The organism is Streptomyces sp. PA03-1a (genome assembly GCF_033792805.1).
Lineage (GTDB): Bacteria > Actinomycetota > Actinomycetes > Streptomycetales > Streptomycetaceae > Actinacidiphila.
Genome location: NZ_JARAVO010000082.1, coordinates 18,635 through 36,394, shown reverse-complemented (window position 1 = coordinate 36,394; position 17,760 = coordinate 18,635). Strand labels below are relative to the sequence as shown.

The 17,760-nt window shown below is 66.1% G+C and carries 17 protein-coding genes and 1 pseudogene; 11 read left to right on the top strand and 7 right to left on the bottom strand.

Features of this window, described 5'->3' with window-relative positions; translation table 11 throughout:
- Positions 1-377 precede the first annotated feature (377 nt).
- The 3 genes from PV341_RS19925 to PV341_RS19915 all read left to right on the top strand — a co-directional run bounded on the left by PV341_RS19925 (position 378) and on the right by PV341_RS19915 (position 4,300).
- Positions 378-2,414 (top strand): TPM domain-containing protein, encoded by a 2,037-nt coding sequence (locus tag PV341_RS19925; protein ID WP_500358588.1) that lies wholly within the window; start codon positions 378-380, stop codon positions 2,412-2,414.
- A gap of 44 nt (positions 2,415-2,458) precedes the next feature.
- The gene (locus PV341_RS19920) at positions 2,459-3,172 is read left to right on the top strand and encodes a PspA/IM30 family protein (protein ID WP_500325395.1); all 714 of its coding nucleotides are present in this window, start codon (positions 2,459-2,461) and stop codon (positions 3,170-3,172) included.
- Positions 3,173-3,571: 399 nt separating this feature from the next.
- Complete coding sequence (locus tag PV341_RS19915; protein WP_500358587.1) at positions 3,572-4,300, top strand: LAVTG motif-containing sortase-dependent surface protein; 729 nt, start codon at positions 3,572-3,574, stop codon at positions 4,298-4,300.
- Between the two features lie 155 nt (positions 4,301-4,455).
- Here PV341_RS19915 and PV341_RS19910 read toward each other — a convergent pair whose 3' ends face one another.
- Positions 4,456-4,686 carry a DUF397 domain-containing protein gene (locus tag PV341_RS19910; RefSeq protein ID WP_500325393.1) on the bottom strand — a complete coding sequence of 77 codons (231 nt, stop codon included), beginning with the start codon at positions 4,684-4,686 and terminating at the stop codon, positions 4,456-4,458.
- 223 nt (positions 4,687-4,909) lie between these two features.
- Between PV341_RS19910 and PV341_RS19905 the strand changes: the two genes are divergently transcribed.
- Complete coding sequence (locus PV341_RS19905) at positions 4,910-5,701, top strand: bestrophin-like domain (protein ID WP_500358586.1); 792 nt, start codon at positions 4,910-4,912, stop codon at positions 5,699-5,701.
- Positions 5,702-5,876: 175 nt separating this feature from the next.
- On the opposite strand, the gene PV341_RS19900 is transcribed toward PV341_RS19905, so the two are convergent.
- Complete coding sequence (locus PV341_RS19900; protein ID WP_500325389.1) at positions 5,877-6,623, bottom strand: hypothetical protein; 747 nt, start codon at positions 6,621-6,623, stop codon at positions 5,877-5,879.
- A 708-nt stretch (positions 6,624-7,331) separates the two neighbouring features.
- Between PV341_RS19900 and PV341_RS19895 the strand changes: the two genes are divergently transcribed.
- Positions 7,332-7,766 carry a hypothetical protein gene (locus PV341_RS19895; protein ID WP_500358585.1) on the top strand — a complete coding sequence of 145 codons (435 nt, stop codon included), beginning with the start codon at positions 7,332-7,334 and terminating at the stop codon, positions 7,764-7,766.
- A 675-nt stretch (positions 7,767-8,441) separates the two neighbouring features.
- On the opposite strand, the gene PV341_RS19890 is transcribed toward PV341_RS19895, so the two are convergent.
- The 5 genes from PV341_RS19890 to queC all read right to left on the bottom strand — a co-directional run bounded on the left by PV341_RS19890 (position 8,442) and on the right by queC (position 11,816).
- Entirely contained in the window at positions 8,442-8,957 is a 516-nt protein-coding gene (locus PV341_RS19890) for a VUT family protein (RefSeq protein WP_500358584.1), read from the bottom strand.
- A gap of 391 nt (positions 8,958-9,348) precedes the next feature.
- Positions 9,349-10,122, bottom strand: a complete 774-nt coding sequence (locus tag PV341_RS19885) for a GTP cyclohydrolase I FolE2 (RefSeq protein WP_500358583.1) — start codon at positions 10,120-10,122, stop codon at positions 9,349-9,351.
- Positions 10,123-10,126: 4 nt separating this feature from the next.
- The gene (queD, locus tag PV341_RS19880; protein ID WP_500358582.1) at positions 10,127-10,483 is read right to left on the bottom strand and encodes a 6-carboxytetrahydropterin synthase QueD; all 357 of its coding nucleotides are present in this window, start codon (positions 10,481-10,483) and stop codon (positions 10,127-10,129) included.
- Positions 10,483-11,118, bottom strand: a complete 636-nt coding sequence (gene queE, locus PV341_RS19875; RefSeq protein WP_500358581.1) for a 7-carboxy-7-deazaguanine synthase — start codon at positions 11,116-11,118, stop codon at positions 10,483-10,485. Before queE ends, queD begins: the two co-directional genes overlap by 1 nt.
- 2 nt (positions 11,119-11,120) lie before the next feature.
- Entirely contained in the window at positions 11,121-11,816 is a 696-nt protein-coding gene (queC, locus tag PV341_RS19870; protein WP_500358580.1) for a 7-cyano-7-deazaguanine synthase QueC, read from the bottom strand.
- 123 nt (positions 11,817-11,939) lie between these two features.
- Here queC and PV341_RS19865 point away from each other — a divergent pair, with 123 nt between their 5' ends.
- The 6 genes and pseudogenes from PV341_RS19865 to PV341_RS19840 all read left to right on the top strand — a co-directional run bounded on the left by PV341_RS19865 (position 11,940) and on the right by PV341_RS19840 (position 17,521).
- The gene (locus PV341_RS19865; protein WP_500358579.1) at positions 11,940-12,836 is read left to right on the top strand and encodes a hypothetical protein; all 897 of its coding nucleotides are present in this window, start codon (positions 11,940-11,942) and stop codon (positions 12,834-12,836) included.
- Entirely contained in the window at positions 12,833-13,966 is a 1,134-nt protein-coding gene (gene dbpB / locus PV341_RS19860) for a DGQHR domain-containing protein DpdB (RefSeq protein WP_500358578.1), read from the top strand. Before PV341_RS19865 ends, dbpB (PV341_RS19860) begins: the two co-directional genes overlap by 4 nt.
- Positions 13,963-15,183: a tRNA-guanine transglycosylase DpdA gene (gene dpdA, locus PV341_RS19855; protein WP_500358577.1), complete on the top strand. Its 1,221-nt coding sequence runs from the start codon at positions 13,963-13,965 to the stop codon at positions 15,181-15,183. The genes dbpB (PV341_RS19860) and dpdA overlap by 4 nt, the downstream gene beginning before the upstream one ends.
- A 47-nt stretch (positions 15,184-15,230) precedes the next feature.
- Positions 15,231-16,334 (top strand): DGQHR domain-containing protein DpdB, encoded by a 1,104-nt coding sequence (gene dbpB / locus PV341_RS19850; protein WP_500358576.1) that lies wholly within the window; start codon positions 15,231-15,233, stop codon positions 16,332-16,334.
- A gap of 171 nt (positions 16,335-16,505) precedes the next feature.
- Positions 16,506-16,850: pseudogene (locus tag PV341_RS19845) on the top strand (helix-turn-helix domain-containing protein); the annotation flags it as partial.
- Positions 16,745-17,521, top strand: a complete 777-nt coding sequence (locus tag PV341_RS19840) for an IS630 family transposase (RefSeq protein ID WP_500358575.1) — start codon at positions 16,745-16,747, stop codon at positions 17,519-17,521. The pseudogene PV341_RS19845 and the gene PV341_RS19840, both read left to right, overlap by 106 nt.
- Positions 17,522-17,760: the final 239 nt, after the last annotated feature.

Here is a 17,760-nt window from a genome sequence, read left to right as displayed (position 1 = left end):
ATGATCCGATCACTACCGGGTTCTCCACCAGACTTTTCCGCGGCCGCGTCAAATTTGTATAAGAGACAGATCAACCGCAGCAACAGCAACCCCCCACCCAGCCCAAGTCCCCCGTCAAACCCAGCTGAGGCACCGCACGGGTCACTGGCTCGCGGAAGCAGTGACGTGAACGCCGTGATGCCCCTCGTATGGCGATGTCCGACGGTCAAGCCCCCACAAGCGGACGTCCCCAGCCCGGGGCGTTCTCGGTCGCGGTGGGCCAGAAGGGGTAATACGCTCACAAAGTGAGGCCGCACCGGAGCCGGGAACCGTCGCACGGAGGCGTTCGCACCGCGCACACCCTGCGTACCGCGTACGCCTTGATCAGCGCACTGGCAATGCTGTGCTGGCTGGTTCTGCCCGCCGCAGTTGCCCGCGCCGACGATCCGATCGTGCTGTCGCGGACCGGCCAGATCACGGACAGGGTGGACGCGCTCGGCGACCGCAAGGGCGCCGTCGGGACGGCACTGAGGAATCTCGACGACGTGCACCGCGTCCAGCTCTACGTCGCCTACGTACGTGACTTCTCCGGCCGCTCAGCCCAGAACTGGGCCGACGCGACCGCCGAGCGCAACGGCCTCGGCCTGAACGACGTACTGCTGGCCGTCGCCACGCACGACCGGCAGTACGCGTACTCCGTGGACCAGGACTCGCAGCTGACCGACGCCCAGTTGCAAGACGTCGCGCAGACCGCGGTCGAACCGGCGCTGCGGCAGAACGACTGGGCGGGGGCGGCCATCGGCGCGGCGGACGGCATGGGCGCGGTCCTCGCAGGCATGCCCGTGCCCACCCCGGCGATCACCCCGGGCGAGGCCGACCCCGGTGGCGCCGGCAGCGACAGGGGCGCGGGTGATCTCGTTCTGCCGGTCGCGGTGATCGCAGCCGCGCTCGCCTTCGCCTGGTACGTGTACGCCCGGCGCAGGAAGCGTTCCGGGCCCCGTACCACCCAGGGCTGGGGGTCCCCCGGCCCGAGCGGAAAGCAGGCCGTCCCCCTGCCCGAACTCGACCAGCGGGCCAGGGAGCTGCTCGTCGAGACGGACGACGCGGTGCGCACCAGCACCGAGGAACTCGGCTTCGCCACCGCCCAGTTCGGCGAAGAGGCGGCCGCGCCCTACAGCGAGGCGCTCGGATATGCGCAGTCGCAGCTCACGGCGGCCTTTCGGCTGCGGCAGCAGCTCGACGACGCGATGCCTGAGGACGACGCGGCCAAGCGCCGCATGCTGGACGAGATCATCGCGCGGTGCACCGAGGCCAATCGCCGGCTCGACGCGGAGGCGGAGGGCTTCGACCGGCTGCGCGCGCTGGAGCAGAACGCGCACCAGGCGCTGGAGCACGCCGAGGCGGAGCTGCGGGACATCACCGGCCGCACCGACACCGCGCAGGCCACGCTCACCGCGCTCGGCACGCGGTACGCACCCACCGCGGTCCAGCCCGTCACGGGCCACGTCGAGCAGGCCAGGGACCGGCTCGTGTTCGCCGGGACCCAGCTCGGCCAGGCCCGCGAGGCCATCGTGGCGGACGCGGGCGGCACGGCCGCGGTGCATCTGCGGGCGGCCGAGGGCGCCATCGACCAGGCGGGCAGGTTCGTGGACGCCGTCGGCCGCCTGGCCAAGGAGCTCGCGGAGGCGGCGGGCAAGCTGCCCGGCGCGCTGACGGAGACCGGGACCGACCTCGCGGAGGCGCGGGGCATGCTCGCCGGCACGCCCGAGGGCATCCCCACAGCCGACCTGCACGGCCGGATCGCCCGCGCCGAATCGGTCGTCGGCGAGGTGCGGACGCGGATCGCCGCGGGACCGTACGACCCGATCGACGTGCTGCGCCGCGTGGAGGAGGCCGACGCGGCCCTCGAGGAGGCCCTCACGGGAGCGCGCGAACACGAGGCCGGCAACCAGAGGGCCCGCTCCCTGCTCGACCAGGCCCTGCTCACCGCCCGCAGCGCCGTGGGCGCCGCTTCGGACTTCATCACGACCCACCGTGCGGCGGTGGGCAGCGAGGCCAGGACGCGTCTCGCCGAGGCGCAGCGGCACCTCGAACTGGCGCTGGACTCCGCAGCCGGGGCGCCCGCCGATCCCGCTGCCGCGCTCGCCGAGGCCCAGCGGGCGGATGCGCTGGCCCGCGCGGCGCAGCAGCAGGCCGAGCAGGAGGTGCGCATGTACGGCAGTCCGTACGGCGGCGCCATGGGCGGCCGCCGCGGGGGCGGCGGCATGGGCGGCGCGGTGCTCGGCGGCATCCTGCTCGGGGAGATCTTCGGCGGTATGGGCCGCGGGGCCGGCGGGGGCATGTTCGGCGGCCGCGGTGGTGGCTTCGGCGGCGGCCCCGGCAGCTTCGGCGGCGGAGGGACGCGCGGGCGGAGGGGCGGTGGCGGCAGGTTCTGAGCCACGGCGTACGCAGACGGCAACCCAAGGAAGGGGTCGGTCCCATGACCAAGCAGACGATCTTCGGCCGCGTCGCACAGCTGGCGAAGGCGAACATCAATGCCCTGCTGGACCAGGCGGAAGACCCGCAGAAGATGCTCGACCAACTGATCCGCGACTACAGCAACAACATCGACGAGGCCAAGCAGGCGGTCGCCACCACCATCGGCAATCTGCGCCTCCTGGAGCAGGACCACCAGGAGGACGTGGAGGCGGGCACCGAGTGGGGCACCAAGGCGCTTGCTGCCAGCCGAAAGGCGGACGAGCTGCGGGCCGCCGGTTCCGGAGCCGAGGCCGACGCGTACGACCGCCTCGCCAAGGTGGCCCTGCAGCGCCAGCTCCAGGCCGGGCGCGAGGCGAAGGACGCCGAGCCGACGATCGCCATGCAGCGGGAGGTCGTCGACAAACTGAAGTCCGGCCTCGCCCAGATGGAGGTCAAGCTGACGGAGCTCCACTCCAAGCGTGACCAGTTGGTGGCCCGCGCCAAGACCGCCCAGGCCCAGAGCCAGATGCTGGACGCCGCCGAGAACATCAACGTGCTCGATCCCACGTCCGAGTTGAGCCGCTTCGAGGAGATAGTCCGCCGCGAAGAGGCAAGGGCACTCGGCCAGCAGGAACTCGCCGACTCCTCACTCGACGCCCAGTTCGAGCGCCTCGACACCATGGGCGACGCGGCAGAGATCGAAGCCCGCCTGGCCGCCCTCAAAGCCCACGCCTGACCGCCTCGCTGACCACCAGCTCCGCCGTGGGCATGCAGCGACCGAGGTTGCCGAGCGGGCGGGCAACAGCGTGGAGGTGCTGCTGAGCCGGCACGCGAAGTGCATCGACGGGCGGCAGGAGGTCGCCAATCGCCGTATCGAGGACCTGCTGCGCGAGTACGAGTGACCGACGGCGGGCTCCTGCCGTACCCAGGTACGCACGATCGCGAACCGCCCGCCGTGCTGCTATGCGCTTCTCCACAGGTGAACGGTGTGGCGTAATTGTTATGTCGGACCTATGGGGCGGTTGTGACGTAGTCTGACTAATGAGGTCAACCATTCCTTGACGTGCTGGTCGGCGAGGTGGAGCCTGGTCGCCTCCCCCCGCATTCCGTTTCACACCCCACAGGTGGTACGCCCATGCGCGCCCTTTCTACGGCAGGCGCGGCGACGGCGGCCCTGGCAGCATCCCTGCTGTTTGCGCCCGCCGCCCTCGCCCACAACGCCCCCGGCGACAACGGCAATGTGAAGATCCACGACGCGAAGACCGGCGAGGAACTGCACAACAACGAGCCGCACGTCTGCACCTTCTACCTCGACGGCTTCCGGTTCGACGGTGCCCAGAAGGCCGACTGGTCCATCGAGCGCTGGTCGCCGACCGACGGTCAGAAGGGCGAGACGGTGAAGTCCGGCTCGCTGACCCTCGACGGCTCCGGCCACGAGCGCACCGAAGACCTCGCGCTCGCGGACGGCCACTACAAGCTCTTCTGGAACTTCGACGGAGAGCACGGCCGCGCCAAGCACAAGGTCTTCTGGGTCGACTGCAAGGACGAGGGCAACGGCGGCGGGACCGAGCCCTCCGGCTCCGCTTCCCCGACCGCCTCCGCTCCGGAAGACGGTGAGCAGCCGAGCGGCTCACCCTCGGGCTCCGCGTCGCCGTCGGCCTCCGGCTCGGCGGGCGGTGAGCAGCCGAACGGCTCGCCCTCCGCGACCGTCGCCCCGTCCGCTTCCGACTCCTCCGGCACGGAGAGCGGCGGGCTCGCCGAGACCGGCGCCCAGGTCGGTGGCATCGCCTTCGCCGCGCTGCTGCTGCTGGGTGCGGGTGCCGTGCTGGTGCTGCGCCGCCGCAAGGGCGCCGCACGGCACTGATCGACCGCACATTGCCGCCACGCGGCGCCGGCCCCGGGAAGGGTCCGGCGCCGCCGTCGTCTCAGGACGCCTTGGACTTCAGGAACTTGAGGCGGTTGCCGAAGGGGCTCTTGGGTGGAACCGACGGTCCTGGCTGCGGCAAACACTCAAGGTCTCTAGCCGAATTCGCCGTCACGCACGCCCAGTCGAAACGCGGCCCACTCCTCTGCGGTGAATCGCAGCGGCGGCAACTCCCTGTTCTGCGAATCGCGGACCGCAACCGCGCCGCCGCCGAGGTCTGCGACCTCCACACACGTCTTGTCCCACCTGTTGCTGTAGCTGCTCGTAACCCACTCCGCATCAGTCAGGTCTATTGCGTACAGCTCAGTCTTGGCTGCGTCCATCATGGGATCTCCTGTTGCAATCGGATGGACGTTCTCCTTTCAGCATCACCCTGATGGTCCTGATGTGCATCTCGCCTGAAGGCGCGGGCCGCACGACCTGCGGCACTAGGTGCCTTCTGCGACCGTCGAGGCCGGCGCGGGCAGTACTTCGACTACCTCGGTGATAGCGGTAGGCGTTGGTCGTGCCGACCCTGAACGCGGCCGCGAGCTGGTTAGAGTCGCCTGCGTGGGACTTTGGCTACTCAACAACCTGGACACGGCCAGCCTCGCGATCCTCATCGTTGGCGGCGTTGTTGTTTTGTCGCTCGCCGCTTGCCTGGTGGCGCGCCGCGTTTTTCCTGAGTTGAGCAATGGCGTGACCAATGATGTGTCGCGCACGGTACTTGAACTGTTCGGGGCCATCTACGGAATCGTCCTTGCTTTCGTCATCGTGACCTTGTGGACCGATCTTGAGCAAGTTCAAGCAGTGGTGACTTCGGAGGCCACAGATCTCGCTGTGATTTCCCGCAACGCCCACGGTTTTCCAGACGATGTGCAGCAGAAATTGGACCGTGCGATCGGGAACTACGTCCACGCTATCGTGGAGGATGCGTGGCCGTTGATGCGCGAGGGAAAGAATAGCCTCAGCGCGACATCAGGCAAGGTTGAGGCGTTGTATACAGCCCTCCAGGACTACGATCCTAAAAACGCATCCGAAGAGGCCTTCTACAGTGCATCGGTGGAGCGGCTGAACGATGTGACCGCACAGCGTAGAACCCGCATCCTGGCCGCAACGCAACATTTGCCCCCGCTCCTGGAGGTCCTCACCTACGGGGGAGCGCTGATCGTCATGCTGATCACCTTGCTTTACGGGGTGGAGAGCCTCAAGGTGCAGCTGCTTTTCGTAGGGTCGATCGCGTTGCTGGTAGGCCTGAGCCTCACCCTCGTCCTCGTACTTGAACACCCCTTCGCCGGCGAAGTGAGCGCGAGCCCGCATCCCTTCATGGAAGGTCAGCTGAGCAAGTACTGGGGCAAGTGACGTGGTGAGGTCCGGCGAGATACGTCGAGCGCATCGACGGTGGCAGGAGGTTGCGAACCGCCGGATCGTGGAGCTGTTGCGCGAGTACGCGTGATGCGGCCGCTCTCTGCCGAGGGCCCCTGGTGTCATGCCTGGGGTCCTCGCTGCTTCCGGCTTGCCCCGTCGGGCGCAGTCCTCACCCCCAATGCGCAACGATGGCTTCGTCGACGCTGAAGACCGCATCACAGTCGGCGCACTGCGCGGTGCCGAAGACGTAGGTCAGCTTGTGAGCGATATCGGGATGACCGTCCGCCATGGCGCGGGCGTACAGCCTTTGCGCCAGCCCCTCCAGGGTTGAGGGGGCCTGCGGCCGTAGCGGCAGCCTTCGTGCCGTGGTCTGATTCATGTACATGCTGTCCGTGGTCGAAAAATACCCGTACTCCCCGAACACGATGAAGTTCTCGGATTCGCAGGTGGGACAGGGAACCTCGTACTCCCCATCATTCAACCCATCGAGTTGTTCGCTCCAGACTTCGACACCTTCGAAGCTGAGGAGGGCCGCCAGCAGGTAGACGTATTCCGAGGGAGCCTCGGCGAGTCCGGGGTCTTGAAGGGCTTCTTGCGTTAGTTCCACGAGGTCGGATATCTCCGAGGCGTGGGTCGCTCGCGGATCTTCGTCGCCGTATGGCTGATCCGTGCTGGCCGTGATGGCGCCGGCCAGGATGAGCGGCATCCGCCGGTCCGCGGCCGACCACTCGCGCGCAAGCCGGGTCAGAGTCGGCAGTGCTGCATAGCTGGCCGAGTAGACAGTGCCCTGATGGCACAGCCGGGACCAGAGATCGTTCCAGCCGGCGTGTTGTGGGTCCGGGGTGACCGTGGCGAGTAGGCCCGGGATGTCTTCTGCGGTGCCGTAGGCGTGGTGGAGCCGAGACCAGTCCGTCATGCGGATGATCCAAGCATCAGCAAGGCCGCAACTCCGCAGCGACCGGGGGAGATCAGGACTCGTCTCCATGTCGAGCGGGACAGCCTGTGCTCGAAAGTCCCCGATGACCTGGGCCGATGGCCCGAGATCCTATCCACGTACTGTCCACAGACCCCGTCCTACGGCCACTTGCGGCGGCACACGGCTGCGCATACGCGAAGACCCCGCATCCAGCGTTCTGGCTGGTGGCGGGGTCTTTTGGCACCTCGTGCGAGGTGCCCCCGGCAGGATTCGAACCTGCGCACACGGCTCCGGAGTGATTGCGCCGATCTCGCCTCACATACCGTCTGAACTGCCCGAATCAATCCGCTGAGGCTGCGGCGACGCACACTGTGTCGGAACTGTGTCGCACTTGCCCGTGGGGTCGGGGACCGGCAGCCCTGCAAAACCCTGGCTGACTGACCTGGATCCGCCCCGACGGGCAGCAGCCCCATCAGTCGGAACCGTGGAACCCACGGCGCGACGGCCTCTGCCCTGCTCGCCGCCAGCCTGACGAGACGGCCCGCCAGAGGGGGCCGACGGACCGCCCCGAAAGAGCGAGGCCGAGATGTGATTGACATCACAGGAGACCCCAAGTCGTATGGAGGCTTTGCCCTCTTTGTTGATCTTGCAATCCGAGGGGTGCCGCCTCAATGATCTACTGAAAAATTTCTTACCCAGGGAGTGGATTTGAAGCGCAACATCGCGGCAATCCTGACAACCTTGACGCTTTCGGTCACAGCATTTCTTGGCCTGGCGGCACCTGCACAGGCCGCAACTGGCCCCAGTTGTAGCGACGCCTATCAGATCGGCAGTACCGGATACATCACTCTTGACGGGATGACGGCTGCTTCCGTCAAGCAGTACTACTCCCCGAGTTGCAACAGGAATTACGGATACGTCTTCGTGTGGCAGCAATTCCGTGATGCTCACCCGTCCTGGTACGTATCCACTGGCGTTCTCGTGACCAGCGAGCAGTACGTCTACGCGGCCGCGGGTGCCGACAATGCGATCGAGATCTGGTCGGGCGCAGCCAGCACCGCCAATAAGTGCACCGAGGGGTACGGATACCTGCGGCTTACCGGCACGAACAACGCAACCGGTCACAGCAGCGAGCGTTGCTGAACATCGTCTCATATTCACCCGGGTAGGCCCGTCATTCGCGTTTTCGAGGGCCCAGCTGCACTGAATCGCTACCAACTGGTCGGGCCCGTGAACAGGGATTTTCTCCGCACCCCTACGCGATAGCAGGTAACGAGAGAGGCTGGGAGCCAGTGAGACTGACTTCCAGCCTCTCCTTCTGCTGTTTGCCCTGGCCGGACCTTGAGTCGACTTGCTGATTGGCCAGTGCCCTCAACGGGATTCGAACCTGCACGCACGGCTCCGGAGGTCGCTCTATGCTCCTACGTTTATGCAGCTCACGGGTTGATGATCGGCCGCTGAAACGCGCCCCGTCCACAGGCAGTCCACGAGGGGTCAAAGAGGCCTTGAAGTAGAGCCGACGTTCGTATCGGGTACGTCCACCCGTGGTGCGAACGGTGAACGGCGCCGGGGTGGAGGCAGCAAGCAGAATCCGTGTCACTCCAGGGCATGAAGATGCCGCCAGAAGGCACGCTTGCGAGGCGGTGAGACCGGGGTCCAGTGGCGCGAGGAGTTCGCGGGTGGCCAGGTGAGGCAGTTCGCCCGAACAGGGGCGCTGAGACGTACACCTGCGAGCGGCCGCTTGAGCCCTGCCCAAGGCCTGAGCGAAGGCGATTGCGGTGAAGTTTCCTGCCATGCGTGGATAGCAGGCCGGGACCTTCAGGCGATAGCGCGGTAACGGCGGCGCAGTAGCGCCAGGACTATAACGGCCGCGAGGGTCATCCACGTTTTTCCGAGGATTTGTCCAGGCAGGTACTCGAGGGAACCGAAGGCAAGGTGGAGGAACAGGAGGCTGTCGACGAGAAGTCCGACGGCGTTCGAGGCGAGTATCGCAATCAGAAGTCCTCGCCGGCGCAGGGGTTCGTAGACGGCGAAGTCCATGGTTTCCGCGACGGCGAAGGCCACCGCTGAGGCAGTGGCGAAGCTGGGGTCGGCGAGGAGGTAGGAGAGGACGGTGCCGATGGCTATGGCGGCGAGGACGGTGCCGCGGCCGGTCGCCTCGCGTGCAAGGTCGCGCAGGACGAGCGCCAGGCCGACGACGTAGACGCCGGCGGGCGCCAGGTAACCGAGGCCGACTGGTACCGCGCCGAAGTGGGTGACGGCCAAGTTGGCGGCCGGGATGGTGGCGATGTAGGTGATGAGCGTGACGATACCGGCAGGAGCGAGGGCCTTCACGATCTACTTTCTGTCTTGGTGGTGGGGTGCTGCGCTCGGCTCCAGCGGCGGACGGGCGGTGGGACGAACGTGCAGTCAGTACAGCGCACGACGCTGACATCCATAAGGCGTCGGTCCACGCTGCAGTGCTGGAGAAGTGCCTGCTGCCGGGTGTGAGTAACGTTCCGCTGGGGTTAGGCGATGTCGCGCTGAGGGACTCGGGTGGGTTTCTGAATGGTGAACGCGCCAGTCATCGTCGCGGGGGACCGCCGCACGGGCCCCCGTGGCGCGTGCATATCCGCCAGCGGACGCCTCCCGCGGGCTCGGACAAAGCTGCCGTGCCCCTTGCTGCCGTAGGCACGGGGAAGGGGGGATGGCATTCCCCTTTCCGGTTCAGGGCGCGTGCGGGGAATCAGTCGGTGTAGGTCAGGCTGGCGATGGCGTCGTGGCTGTGAATACTTTCCAGATTCTTCGCCCGGATCACGTGTTTCAGCCCCTTTTCACGGCATGTAAGGCTTATGTCACGGATGATGTCTTCGACAAAGGCGGGGTGGTCGTAAGCCTGCATGGTGACGACGCGTTCGTCAGGCCGCTTGATGAGGGGGAAGACAGGGGCGGAGCCGACGCTGCGCAGCAGGTCGACGATTTCGTGGATCGCCAGGGGGTAGGGCGCGTCGGCGGTCCCGGTAACCGTAAGGGTGATCTCGCTGCGCTGGTTGTGGGCACCGTAGTCGGAGATGGCCTTGGAGCACGGGCACAAACTGGTGACGTCCGTGGTCACCGTGGTGGCGACGGTGCACGTTTCGGCGGTGATACGGCCGGTGATGGTGACGTCGTGGGTTTGCCATGACTGCTGCTTACTCGCGGGTGCGGTCACGGTCGTGGCGATGGGCAGGGACAGCGTCAGGGACAGGGTCGGGGCATCGAGCAGCGCGAGCCCTCGTTTGAGGACGATGGGCAACTCCTGCGGGGCGAGGGTGGCCACTTCCTCATGCACCATGGCGATCATGCGGCTCATGTGGGTGCCGCGTCGGTCGGCCTGCAGGCCGACGGTGACGCTGATGTCGGCGATGCCAGGTTGGCGCGTGTGACCGTCATCGAACGTGACGGGATAGCGCAAGCCGCTGATCCCTACCTCGTCGATGGCGATGCCGCGGGGATCAGCCTCGTTCTGGATGTCGTGCATGCCGCTACTCGCCTCGGTAGGTGCAACCGGAGGTGCAGGTCTCGCGCACGGTGATCGCCGACAGCGCGGGAAGTTCGGCCATCATCCGGTCCCAGATCCAGCGGGCCAGGTTCTCACTGGTGGGGTTTTCCAGGCCTTCGATGTCATTCAGGTAGTAATGGTCGAGTTGTGCATCAATGGGCTTAAAAGCCTGTTTGATGTCTCCGAAGTCCATCACCCAGCCCGCCTCCGGATCGATGGGTGCCTCCACGTGCACGGTGACCTTGTAGGAGTGGCCGTGCAGGCGGGCGCACTTGTGGCCCTCGGGCACGTGCGGCAGGCGGTGGGCGGCTTCGAAGGTGAACTCGCGGAAGATTTCCATTACTGAATTCCCAGATACTTGTGCGTCTGGAGGGAGAGCGTCCAGCGCGGGTTCTTCATGCAGTACTCGACGGCGGCACGGGTGTGGGCCTCGCGGTCGGCGTCATCCAGCGGCTGCAGGCGGAAGTGGCCAAAGTCGAGGTGTTCGAACTGTGCGGGGTCGCCACCGGCCTGCGGGTAGACCAGTTTGAGCTCGTCGCCGCTGGTGAGGACCAGGGTGGAGCCGATCTTCGGGCTCACACACAGCCAGTCGATACCGCGGGGAGCGGGCCGGGTGCCGTTGGTTTCCACCGCGATCTCGAAGCCGCGGCCGTGCAGGGCCTCGATGGCGGCCTCGTCCAACTGCAGCAGGGGTTCTCCGCCGGTGCACACCACGAACCGGTGCGCAGGGTCGGTGGTGGGCCAGGCGGCCTCGACGGCGTCGGCCAACTCCTCGGCGGTGCGAAAGCGGCCCCCGCCTTCGCCGTCGGTGCCCACGAAATCGGTGTCGCAGAACTGGCAGATCGCGCGGGCGCGATCCTGTTCGCGGCCGGTCCACAGGTTGCAGCGGGAAAACCGGCAAAACACCGCCGGGCGGCCGGCGTGGCTGCCTTCGCCCTGCAGCGTGTAGAAGATTTCCTTGATCAGGTAGGTCATGCTCAGGCGCTCTGATACCGGACGGGGTCGGTGACGCCGACTTCGGCGAAGCCCTTCAGGCGAAGCAGGCAGGTGTCGCACTTGCCGCAGGCCCGGCCCTGCTCGTCGGGGTCGTAGCAGGAAGAGGTCAGGGAGTAGTCCACGCCCAGGCGCAGCCCCTCGCGGACGATGTCGGCCTTGGAGAGTGCGATTAGTGGGGAGTGCAGCTTGATCTTGGAGGTGCCCTCGACGCCGGCCTTGGTCGCCAGGTTGGCCATGGTGGCGAACGCCTCCATGTACTCGGGGCGGCAGTCGGGGTAGCCGCTGTAGTCCACGGCCGTTACCCCAGTGAAGATGTCGCTGGCACCAACGGTCTCGGCAAACGCGAGCGCGAAGGACAAAAAGATCGTGTTGCGGGCCGGCACGTAGGTGATCGGTACTCCCGTCTGATCCATGTCCGCGAGTGACTCGTGCTTGGGCACCTCGATGTCGGCCGTCAGCGCAGAGCCGCCGAAGACTCGCAGATCGATGTCGGCGATGACGTGCCGGGCCACGCCCTGAGCCTGGGCGACCCGCTGGGCCGCTTCCAGTTCGATGGAGTGCCGCTGCCCGTAGCGGAAGCTGAGCGCGTAGGGAGTGAATCCCTGGTCCTTGGCGATGGCCAGCACCGTGGTCGAGTCCAGGCCGCCGCTCAGCAACACGATCGCGGGACGGTCCATGCTGTCACTCCCTTATCTGAGGTCCAGTTGCCTCCGTTGAGGCAGTGGCAGCCTACCGTCTTAACTACCGGCTACAGTAACGACAACAAGATACGAGTTACGGAAGCCAGAGGTCGAACCGCAGTGAACGAGTTGCCCATCGTGGTCACGTGCACGGACCGGAAGACCTCCCCGCCCGAGGCCACTCTGCGGGCCCGCGCCCTGCCCGAGGCGGGCCTGGCGGAGCGGGCTGCGGAATGGGCCCGCCGACTGCAGGCCGTGCCAGGGCCGCGCATCGCACTGGAGGACCTGTATCAGGGCGACCAGTGGCGGCGTGCCCAAGTCCTGACAAAAGCCGCATCTCGGGCCGGTTTTGTGCCCCGGCTTTACGTGGCCTCGGCCGGTCTGGGCCTGCGGCCAGTCTCCAGCCTTGCACCCTCCTATGCGGCGACTTTCCTGCCCCGACACGCAGATTCCGTGGCTTCCTCCAGTGCGCAGGCCACTGACTGGTGGGATCACCTGCAGCGCATGGACGCCAGCTGCCAATTGCCCCAGCTCGCAGCCGCTGCCGGCCGGGCGCTGGTGGTGCTGTCCGAGGCCTACGCAGGGGCCATGCACCGCGACCTTGCCGCGTTGGCAGCCACGGGAGCCGAGGTGGTGCTGGTCGGGGGCGCAGGCGATCTGAACGGCATCGTGCGAGTGCCGGCCAACGCCGCCCTGCGTCAAGCCCTGGGTGGGACCCGCACCAGCTTGAACGTCCGCATGGCGGCCTCCTGGCTCGAGCACTGCACGCCCGGGCACCTCATCACCCCCAGCACACAGCAGCGTTGGGAAGACTGGGTCGCCCAGGTCGCCCGCCCCGAACGCTACGAGCGCCATCCGATGACAGACGAGGCCGTGATCGACTTCATCGAACAGTCGAAGGACAGTCACCCCGGATACTCCCGAACCCGCCTGCTGCGCCTGCTGCGAGACCAGGGAATGGCCTGTGAACAAAAGCGCTTCGCCAACCTGTACACAGCGACGATTGGCCCTCGATGACCTCCCTTGTGCTGAAACGCCGGGCCTTGCGGATCGAGCAGCACCCCACGATCCCCCTGTACGTGTTCACCCTGGCAGCAGAAGAGGTCCACCAGGTCGCCGACGTGGCACGCATCTCGAGGGACGAGGCCGGCAAACTGATCGGCTACCAACGTCCAGAGAAGAAGCAGCACGTAAAGCAGATCCTCGAGTACCTCGACGGCGAGGAGGTACTGTTTCCCAACGGGCTGATCATGGCGCTGCCGTCCAGTGTGCGGTTCAAGTCCAGCCCGGGTCCGGGCAGCAGCGACGGCCTGTGCACCTCGGGCACGCTGGAAATCCCCCTGCCTGACGCCCCCGATGCTCCGCGGCCGGCCTGGATCGTCGACGGCCAGCAGCGCAGCCTCGCCCTGGCCCGCACCCGCAACACCCGCCTGGCCGTGACCATCGCCGGGTTCGTCGCCGAAGACCTGGAAACACAACGCGACCAGTTCCTGCGCGTGAACACGGTCTCCCCGCTGCCCACCAACCTGGTCACCGAACTCCTCCCGGAAGTCGGCACCCTCCTGCCGACCAAGCTCTCCGCCCGGAAACTGCCCTCCGTCCTGGTCGAGGCCCTCAACCACGACAAAGACTCGCCCTTTCGAGGCCTGGTGCGCCGCCCCTCCACCACGGCCGAACAGAAAGCGGACGCCGTCGTCACGGACAACAGCCTCACCACCGCGATTCAGGAATCCCTCAACTCCCCTTCAGGCGCCTTTTTTCCCTACAAAAACCTGTCCAACGGTACGGTCGACACCGCCACCATCCGCCAGATCCTCGTCGTCTACTGGACCGCGGTGCGCGACACCTTCCCCGACGCATGGGGGCTGCCGGCGACCAAGAGTCGGCTGATGCACGGCGTTGGCATCCGCTCCATGGGACGCCTGATGGACCGCGTCATGATGGCCATCGACCCCGCCTCACCCCATGCTGTGGAGTTGGCGCGGACCGAACTTGCCCTGATCGCCCCGCACTGCCGCTGGACCCAGGGACGCTGGCCCGACCTGAACACCCCCTGGAATGAACTCCAGAACAACCCCCGCCACATCAGCACCCTGTCGAACTACCTCCTCCGTATCTATGTGCAGGAAAAGGCAAAAGCCGCGTGAAATTCTATTTCCCTGACAGCCAGGACTTGGTGAGCCCTACCTATGACTTCGTCAACGACGAGTACTCGCCCTACCGAGTCCGTCAGCGCGATGACGTCTACGCCCATCAGGCCGTGACGCCGATCCCGTACGACGGGATCCTCGTCAGCAAGGCGGTTGTCGACGGATCTATGAAGGGCGCAGGAAAATACTCCGCCCCACAACGCGAGCGGCTCTACCGTCTGGGCGTACGGAACTTCTTCCGCCTCCCCGACACCAGCTCCACCATCGGCGACTGTGGTGCCTTCAACTACATCGACGAAGAGCGCCCCCCGTATGAGGTCGAGGAAGTCCTCGACTTCTACGACCGCTGCGGATTCGACGCCGGCATCAGCATCGACCACATCATCTTCGGCTACATCCCCCAAGAATCCGACACGGAACCCGAAGCGGCGTGGGTGGAACGCCAGCAGATCTCTCTCGAACTCGCCGAAAACTTTCTCGCCGCGACCAAAAACCACGGCGCCCGCTTCCAACCCGTCGGTGCTGCCCAGGGTTGGGGACCCGGCAGTTACGCTCACTCCGTCGCTCAACTGCAGCAAATGGGATACCGGCGTATCGCCCTCGGCGGCATGGTCCCCCTCAAGTCCCACGAGATCCTCGCCTGCCTGCGAGCCATCGACGAAGTACGCAACCACGACACCGAACTCCATCTGCTCGGTATCAACCGCGTCGACAGTATGGAGCAGTTCGCCCGCCACGGCGTAACCAGTTTCGACAGCACCTCTGCCTTCCGTCAGGCCTTCATGGATGACCGCAACAACTACCACACCGCCACGGGCGCCTACACCGCTATTAGAGTCCCCCAAGTCGACGGAAACCCTGCCCTCAAACGCCTCATCCTGTCCGGAAGCGTCTCTCAGGCTCAGGCCATCGCCGCAGAACGGGCCTGCCTGCGCGCACTGCGGGAATTTGACCGCGGGGAAGACTCCCTCGAGGGAGTGCTGATCGCGCTTCAGACGTACGAGTCCCTGGTGCTGGGACCGAAAAAGAAGAGCTATCTCGAACTTTATGAGCGCACGCTGAGCGACGCTCCATGGCGAGCCTGCCCCTGCGCACTGTGCGAGAAACACGGCATCGAGATCGCCATATTCCGCGGGAGTGAACGCAACAAGCGCCGCGGATTTCATAATTTGACTGTGCTCGAGGCGAAAATGCGATCGCTCACCTTCGGGTAGTATGCGCCCCTAATTTTTCTACTTTTTTGAACCATTCAGGAGATGCGATGGCTGACCGCTACGAACTCAGGCTCCCTGCACTCGAAGTGCGCCAAGGGGACCGAAAAATCTACTGCTTCGCTGTCGACGGTAAGAAGATCCACAGTTTTGCTGCCGTCTCCCGCGTCCGCCGCGACGACGACAGCGCCCTCCAGGGCTACCAGCGCCCCGAGGTCCTCAGCCACATTCGAGGCATCCGCCGCTACCTCGAGTCCGACAAGGCCATGCTCCCCAACGCCCTGGTCCTGGCCTTCGACGGTTCCGTCCGTTTCGAGGGCGGAGTACGACGCAAGGACGGCGTCGACTATTCAGTCCCCGGCGAGTTGGTAATCCCCGTCGATGAGTCTCTTCCCGACGAGGACAAGCCCGCCCTGATCGTCGACGGTCAGCAGCGCAGCGCTGCGATCCGCGACGCCAACATTGCCGAATTCCCCGTCGCCGCCGTTGGCTTTATCGCCGACGACCAGCAAGACCAGCGCTCCCAGTTCATTCTGGTCAATTCCACCAAGCCGCTGCCCAAGGGCCTCATCCATGAACTCCTGCCCGAAACCAGCGGTCACCTCCCGCCCACCTACGCGCGCAAGCGTCTGCCGGCCCAGTTGATGACCCGCCTCAACACCGACGGCCAGGGCCCCTTCTACGGCCGCATCGCCAGCCCCACCTCACCCGACGGAAACATCAAAGACACGGCCATTCTCCGCATGCTGGAGCACAGCCTCTTCGAGGGCGCCCTCTACCAGTACCGCAACCCCGAAGACGGCTCCGGTGACGTCGACCGCATGCTGCTGCACCTGCGCTCCTTCTGGGCCATTGTCAAGGAGACTTTCAGCGACGCCTGGAAACTCCCGCCTCGCCAGTCCCGCCTCACTCACGGCGCCGGCATCCAGGCCATGGGCTTCGTCATGGACAGCCTCACCGAAGACATGCCCGCCGAGGAGGTCGACTGCGATGCGGTGCGCAACGCGGTCCTGTCTCTTTTGCCGGTCACCGCATGGACCTCGGGCATGTGGCGCTTCCCCGACGGCGAACAGCGCCGCTGGAACGGCCTGCAGAACACCCCCAACGACATCCGCCTGCTCACCGATCTACTGAGCCGCACCGTACGGGGCTGACCCAGCGGCCGTGTGCACCACATCTACGAGGTACTGACTTCGGCTCGTCGGGGTGAACTTCCGCAATGTGCCTGATGGGCCCGGCTTGGTGGCTGTATTCCGTTGTGTGTGAGATATGTGGATGGGGGCGGGCTGACCGCTGCGGGCCGGCAGCGCCGCGAGTCGGTGCGGATGCAGGCGGCTGAGCTGTTCGAGCAGGGCATCAAGCCGTTGGAGGTGGCCCGGCGCCTGCGGGTGAGTGGGAAGTCGGTATACCAGTGCCACCAGTTGTGGCGGGATGGTGGCGTGCAGGCTCTGGTCTCTCGTGGCCCGAGCGGTTCGCGGTGCCGTCTGTCTCCGCGCTGTCTGGAGAAACTGGTCGCGTATCTGGAACAGGGCCCGGCCGCGCACGGCTGGGTGGAGGACCAGGTGTGGACCGCGGCGAGGGTGGCCACTCTGATCGGCCGGAAGTTCCACGTCTCTTACAGCGTCTCGGGTGCGACGAGGCTGATGCACCGCCTCGGCTTCAGCCCGCAGGTCCCCGGACGGCGGGTCGCCGAGCGCGACGAGCAGGCCGTAAGTACGTGGAAGGAGGCGACCTGGGACGAGGTAAAAGAGCCCGGGCGGCCTGCGGGGGCTACATCTGCTTCGAGGACGAGGCAGGCTTCACCCGACGACCGCCCAAAGGACGCACCTGGGGCCGACGCGGACACACCCCGGTCGTGACCGTCAGCGGCCGACGCTCCGGACGCCTGTCGGTGGCCGGACTGATCGCGATGCGGCCCGGCTCCCGCACCAGACTGTGCCACCGCCTGCGCACCCACCCCGCCGGCAAAGGCAAGCGCCGCAGCCTGGGCGAGCGCGACTTCATCGCGTTGATCGACGGCGTCCACCACCTCGTCAAGGCGCCCATCGTGCTGATCTGGGACCGCCTGAACACCCACGTTTCCCACGCCATACGCGAGCTGATCGCCGAACGCGCCTGGCTGACAGTGTTCCTGCTGCCCGCCTACTCACCCGACCTCAACCCCGTCGAGTGGGTATGGGCCCACGTCAAACGCAGCCTGGCCAACCTCGCCGTCACAGCCATTGACCGACTTGAGGCCCTCGTCCGCAACCGGCTCAAGCGCCTGCAATACCGGCCCGACATCCTCGACGGCTTCATAGCCGGCACCGGCCTGACCCTCAACGATCCAGCCTCACCCTGACAAGCCGAAGTCAGTAACGCACCACCGACACCAATACGGGCCGCTTCGGTGCACCGCCGCGTGCGCATGCTGGTTCACGATGTCCGTGACAGCATGCGAGGTGTTCCCCCCAGGGAACGCTGTCTTTCCTTGTGCTCCTTCAATGGGCGCGTGGCCCTCTCGTCTGGGCCGTCGGCACGAGGGCAGCGACCACAGGCAGGCGCCACAGCGGCGTTCAAGCGGGCAAGAGGATTTATAGA

What these genes read in the sequence shown, in the direction of transcription:
- PV341_RS19885 (WP_500358583.1), bottom strand. Translation starts at nt 10,122, where the DNA reads ATGCACGACATCCAGAACGAGGCTGATCCCCGCGGCATCGCCATCGAC.
- PV341_RS19915 (WP_500358587.1), top strand. Translation starts at nt 3,572, where the DNA reads ATGCGCGCCCTTTCTACGGCAGGCGCGGCGACGGCGGCCCTGGCAGCA.
- PV341_RS19925 (WP_500358588.1), top strand. Translation starts at nt 378, where the DNA reads ATGCTGTGCTGGCTGGTTCTGCCCGCCGCAGTTGCCCGCGCCGACGAT.
- queC (WP_500358580.1), bottom strand. Translation starts at nt 11,816, where the DNA reads ATGGACCGTCCCGCGATCGTGTTGCTGAGCGGCGGCCTGGACTCGACC.
- PV341_RS19900 (WP_500325389.1), bottom strand. Translation starts at nt 6,623, where the DNA reads ATGACGGACTGGTCTCGGCTCCACCACGCCTACGGCACCGCAGAAGAC.
- queD (WP_500358582.1), bottom strand. Translation starts at nt 10,483, where the DNA reads ATGGAAATCTTCCGCGAGTTCACCTTCGAAGCCGCCCACCGCCTGCCG.
- dbpB (WP_500358576.1), top strand. Translation starts at nt 15,231, where the DNA reads ATGGCTGACCGCTACGAACTCAGGCTCCCTGCACTCGAAGTGCGCCAA.
- PV341_RS19920 (WP_500325395.1), top strand. Translation starts at nt 2,459, where the DNA reads ATGACCAAGCAGACGATCTTCGGCCGCGTCGCACAGCTGGCGAAGGCG.
- PV341_RS19910 (WP_500325393.1), bottom strand. Translation starts at nt 4,686, where the DNA reads ATGATGGACGCAGCCAAGACTGAGCTGTACGCAATAGACCTGACTGAT.
- dbpB (WP_500358578.1), top strand. Translation starts at nt 12,833, where the DNA reads ATGACCTCCCTTGTGCTGAAACGCCGGGCCTTGCGGATCGAGCAGCAC.
- queE (WP_500358581.1), bottom strand. Translation starts at nt 11,118, where the DNA reads ATGACCTACCTGATCAAGGAAATCTTCTACACGCTGCAGGGCGAAGGC.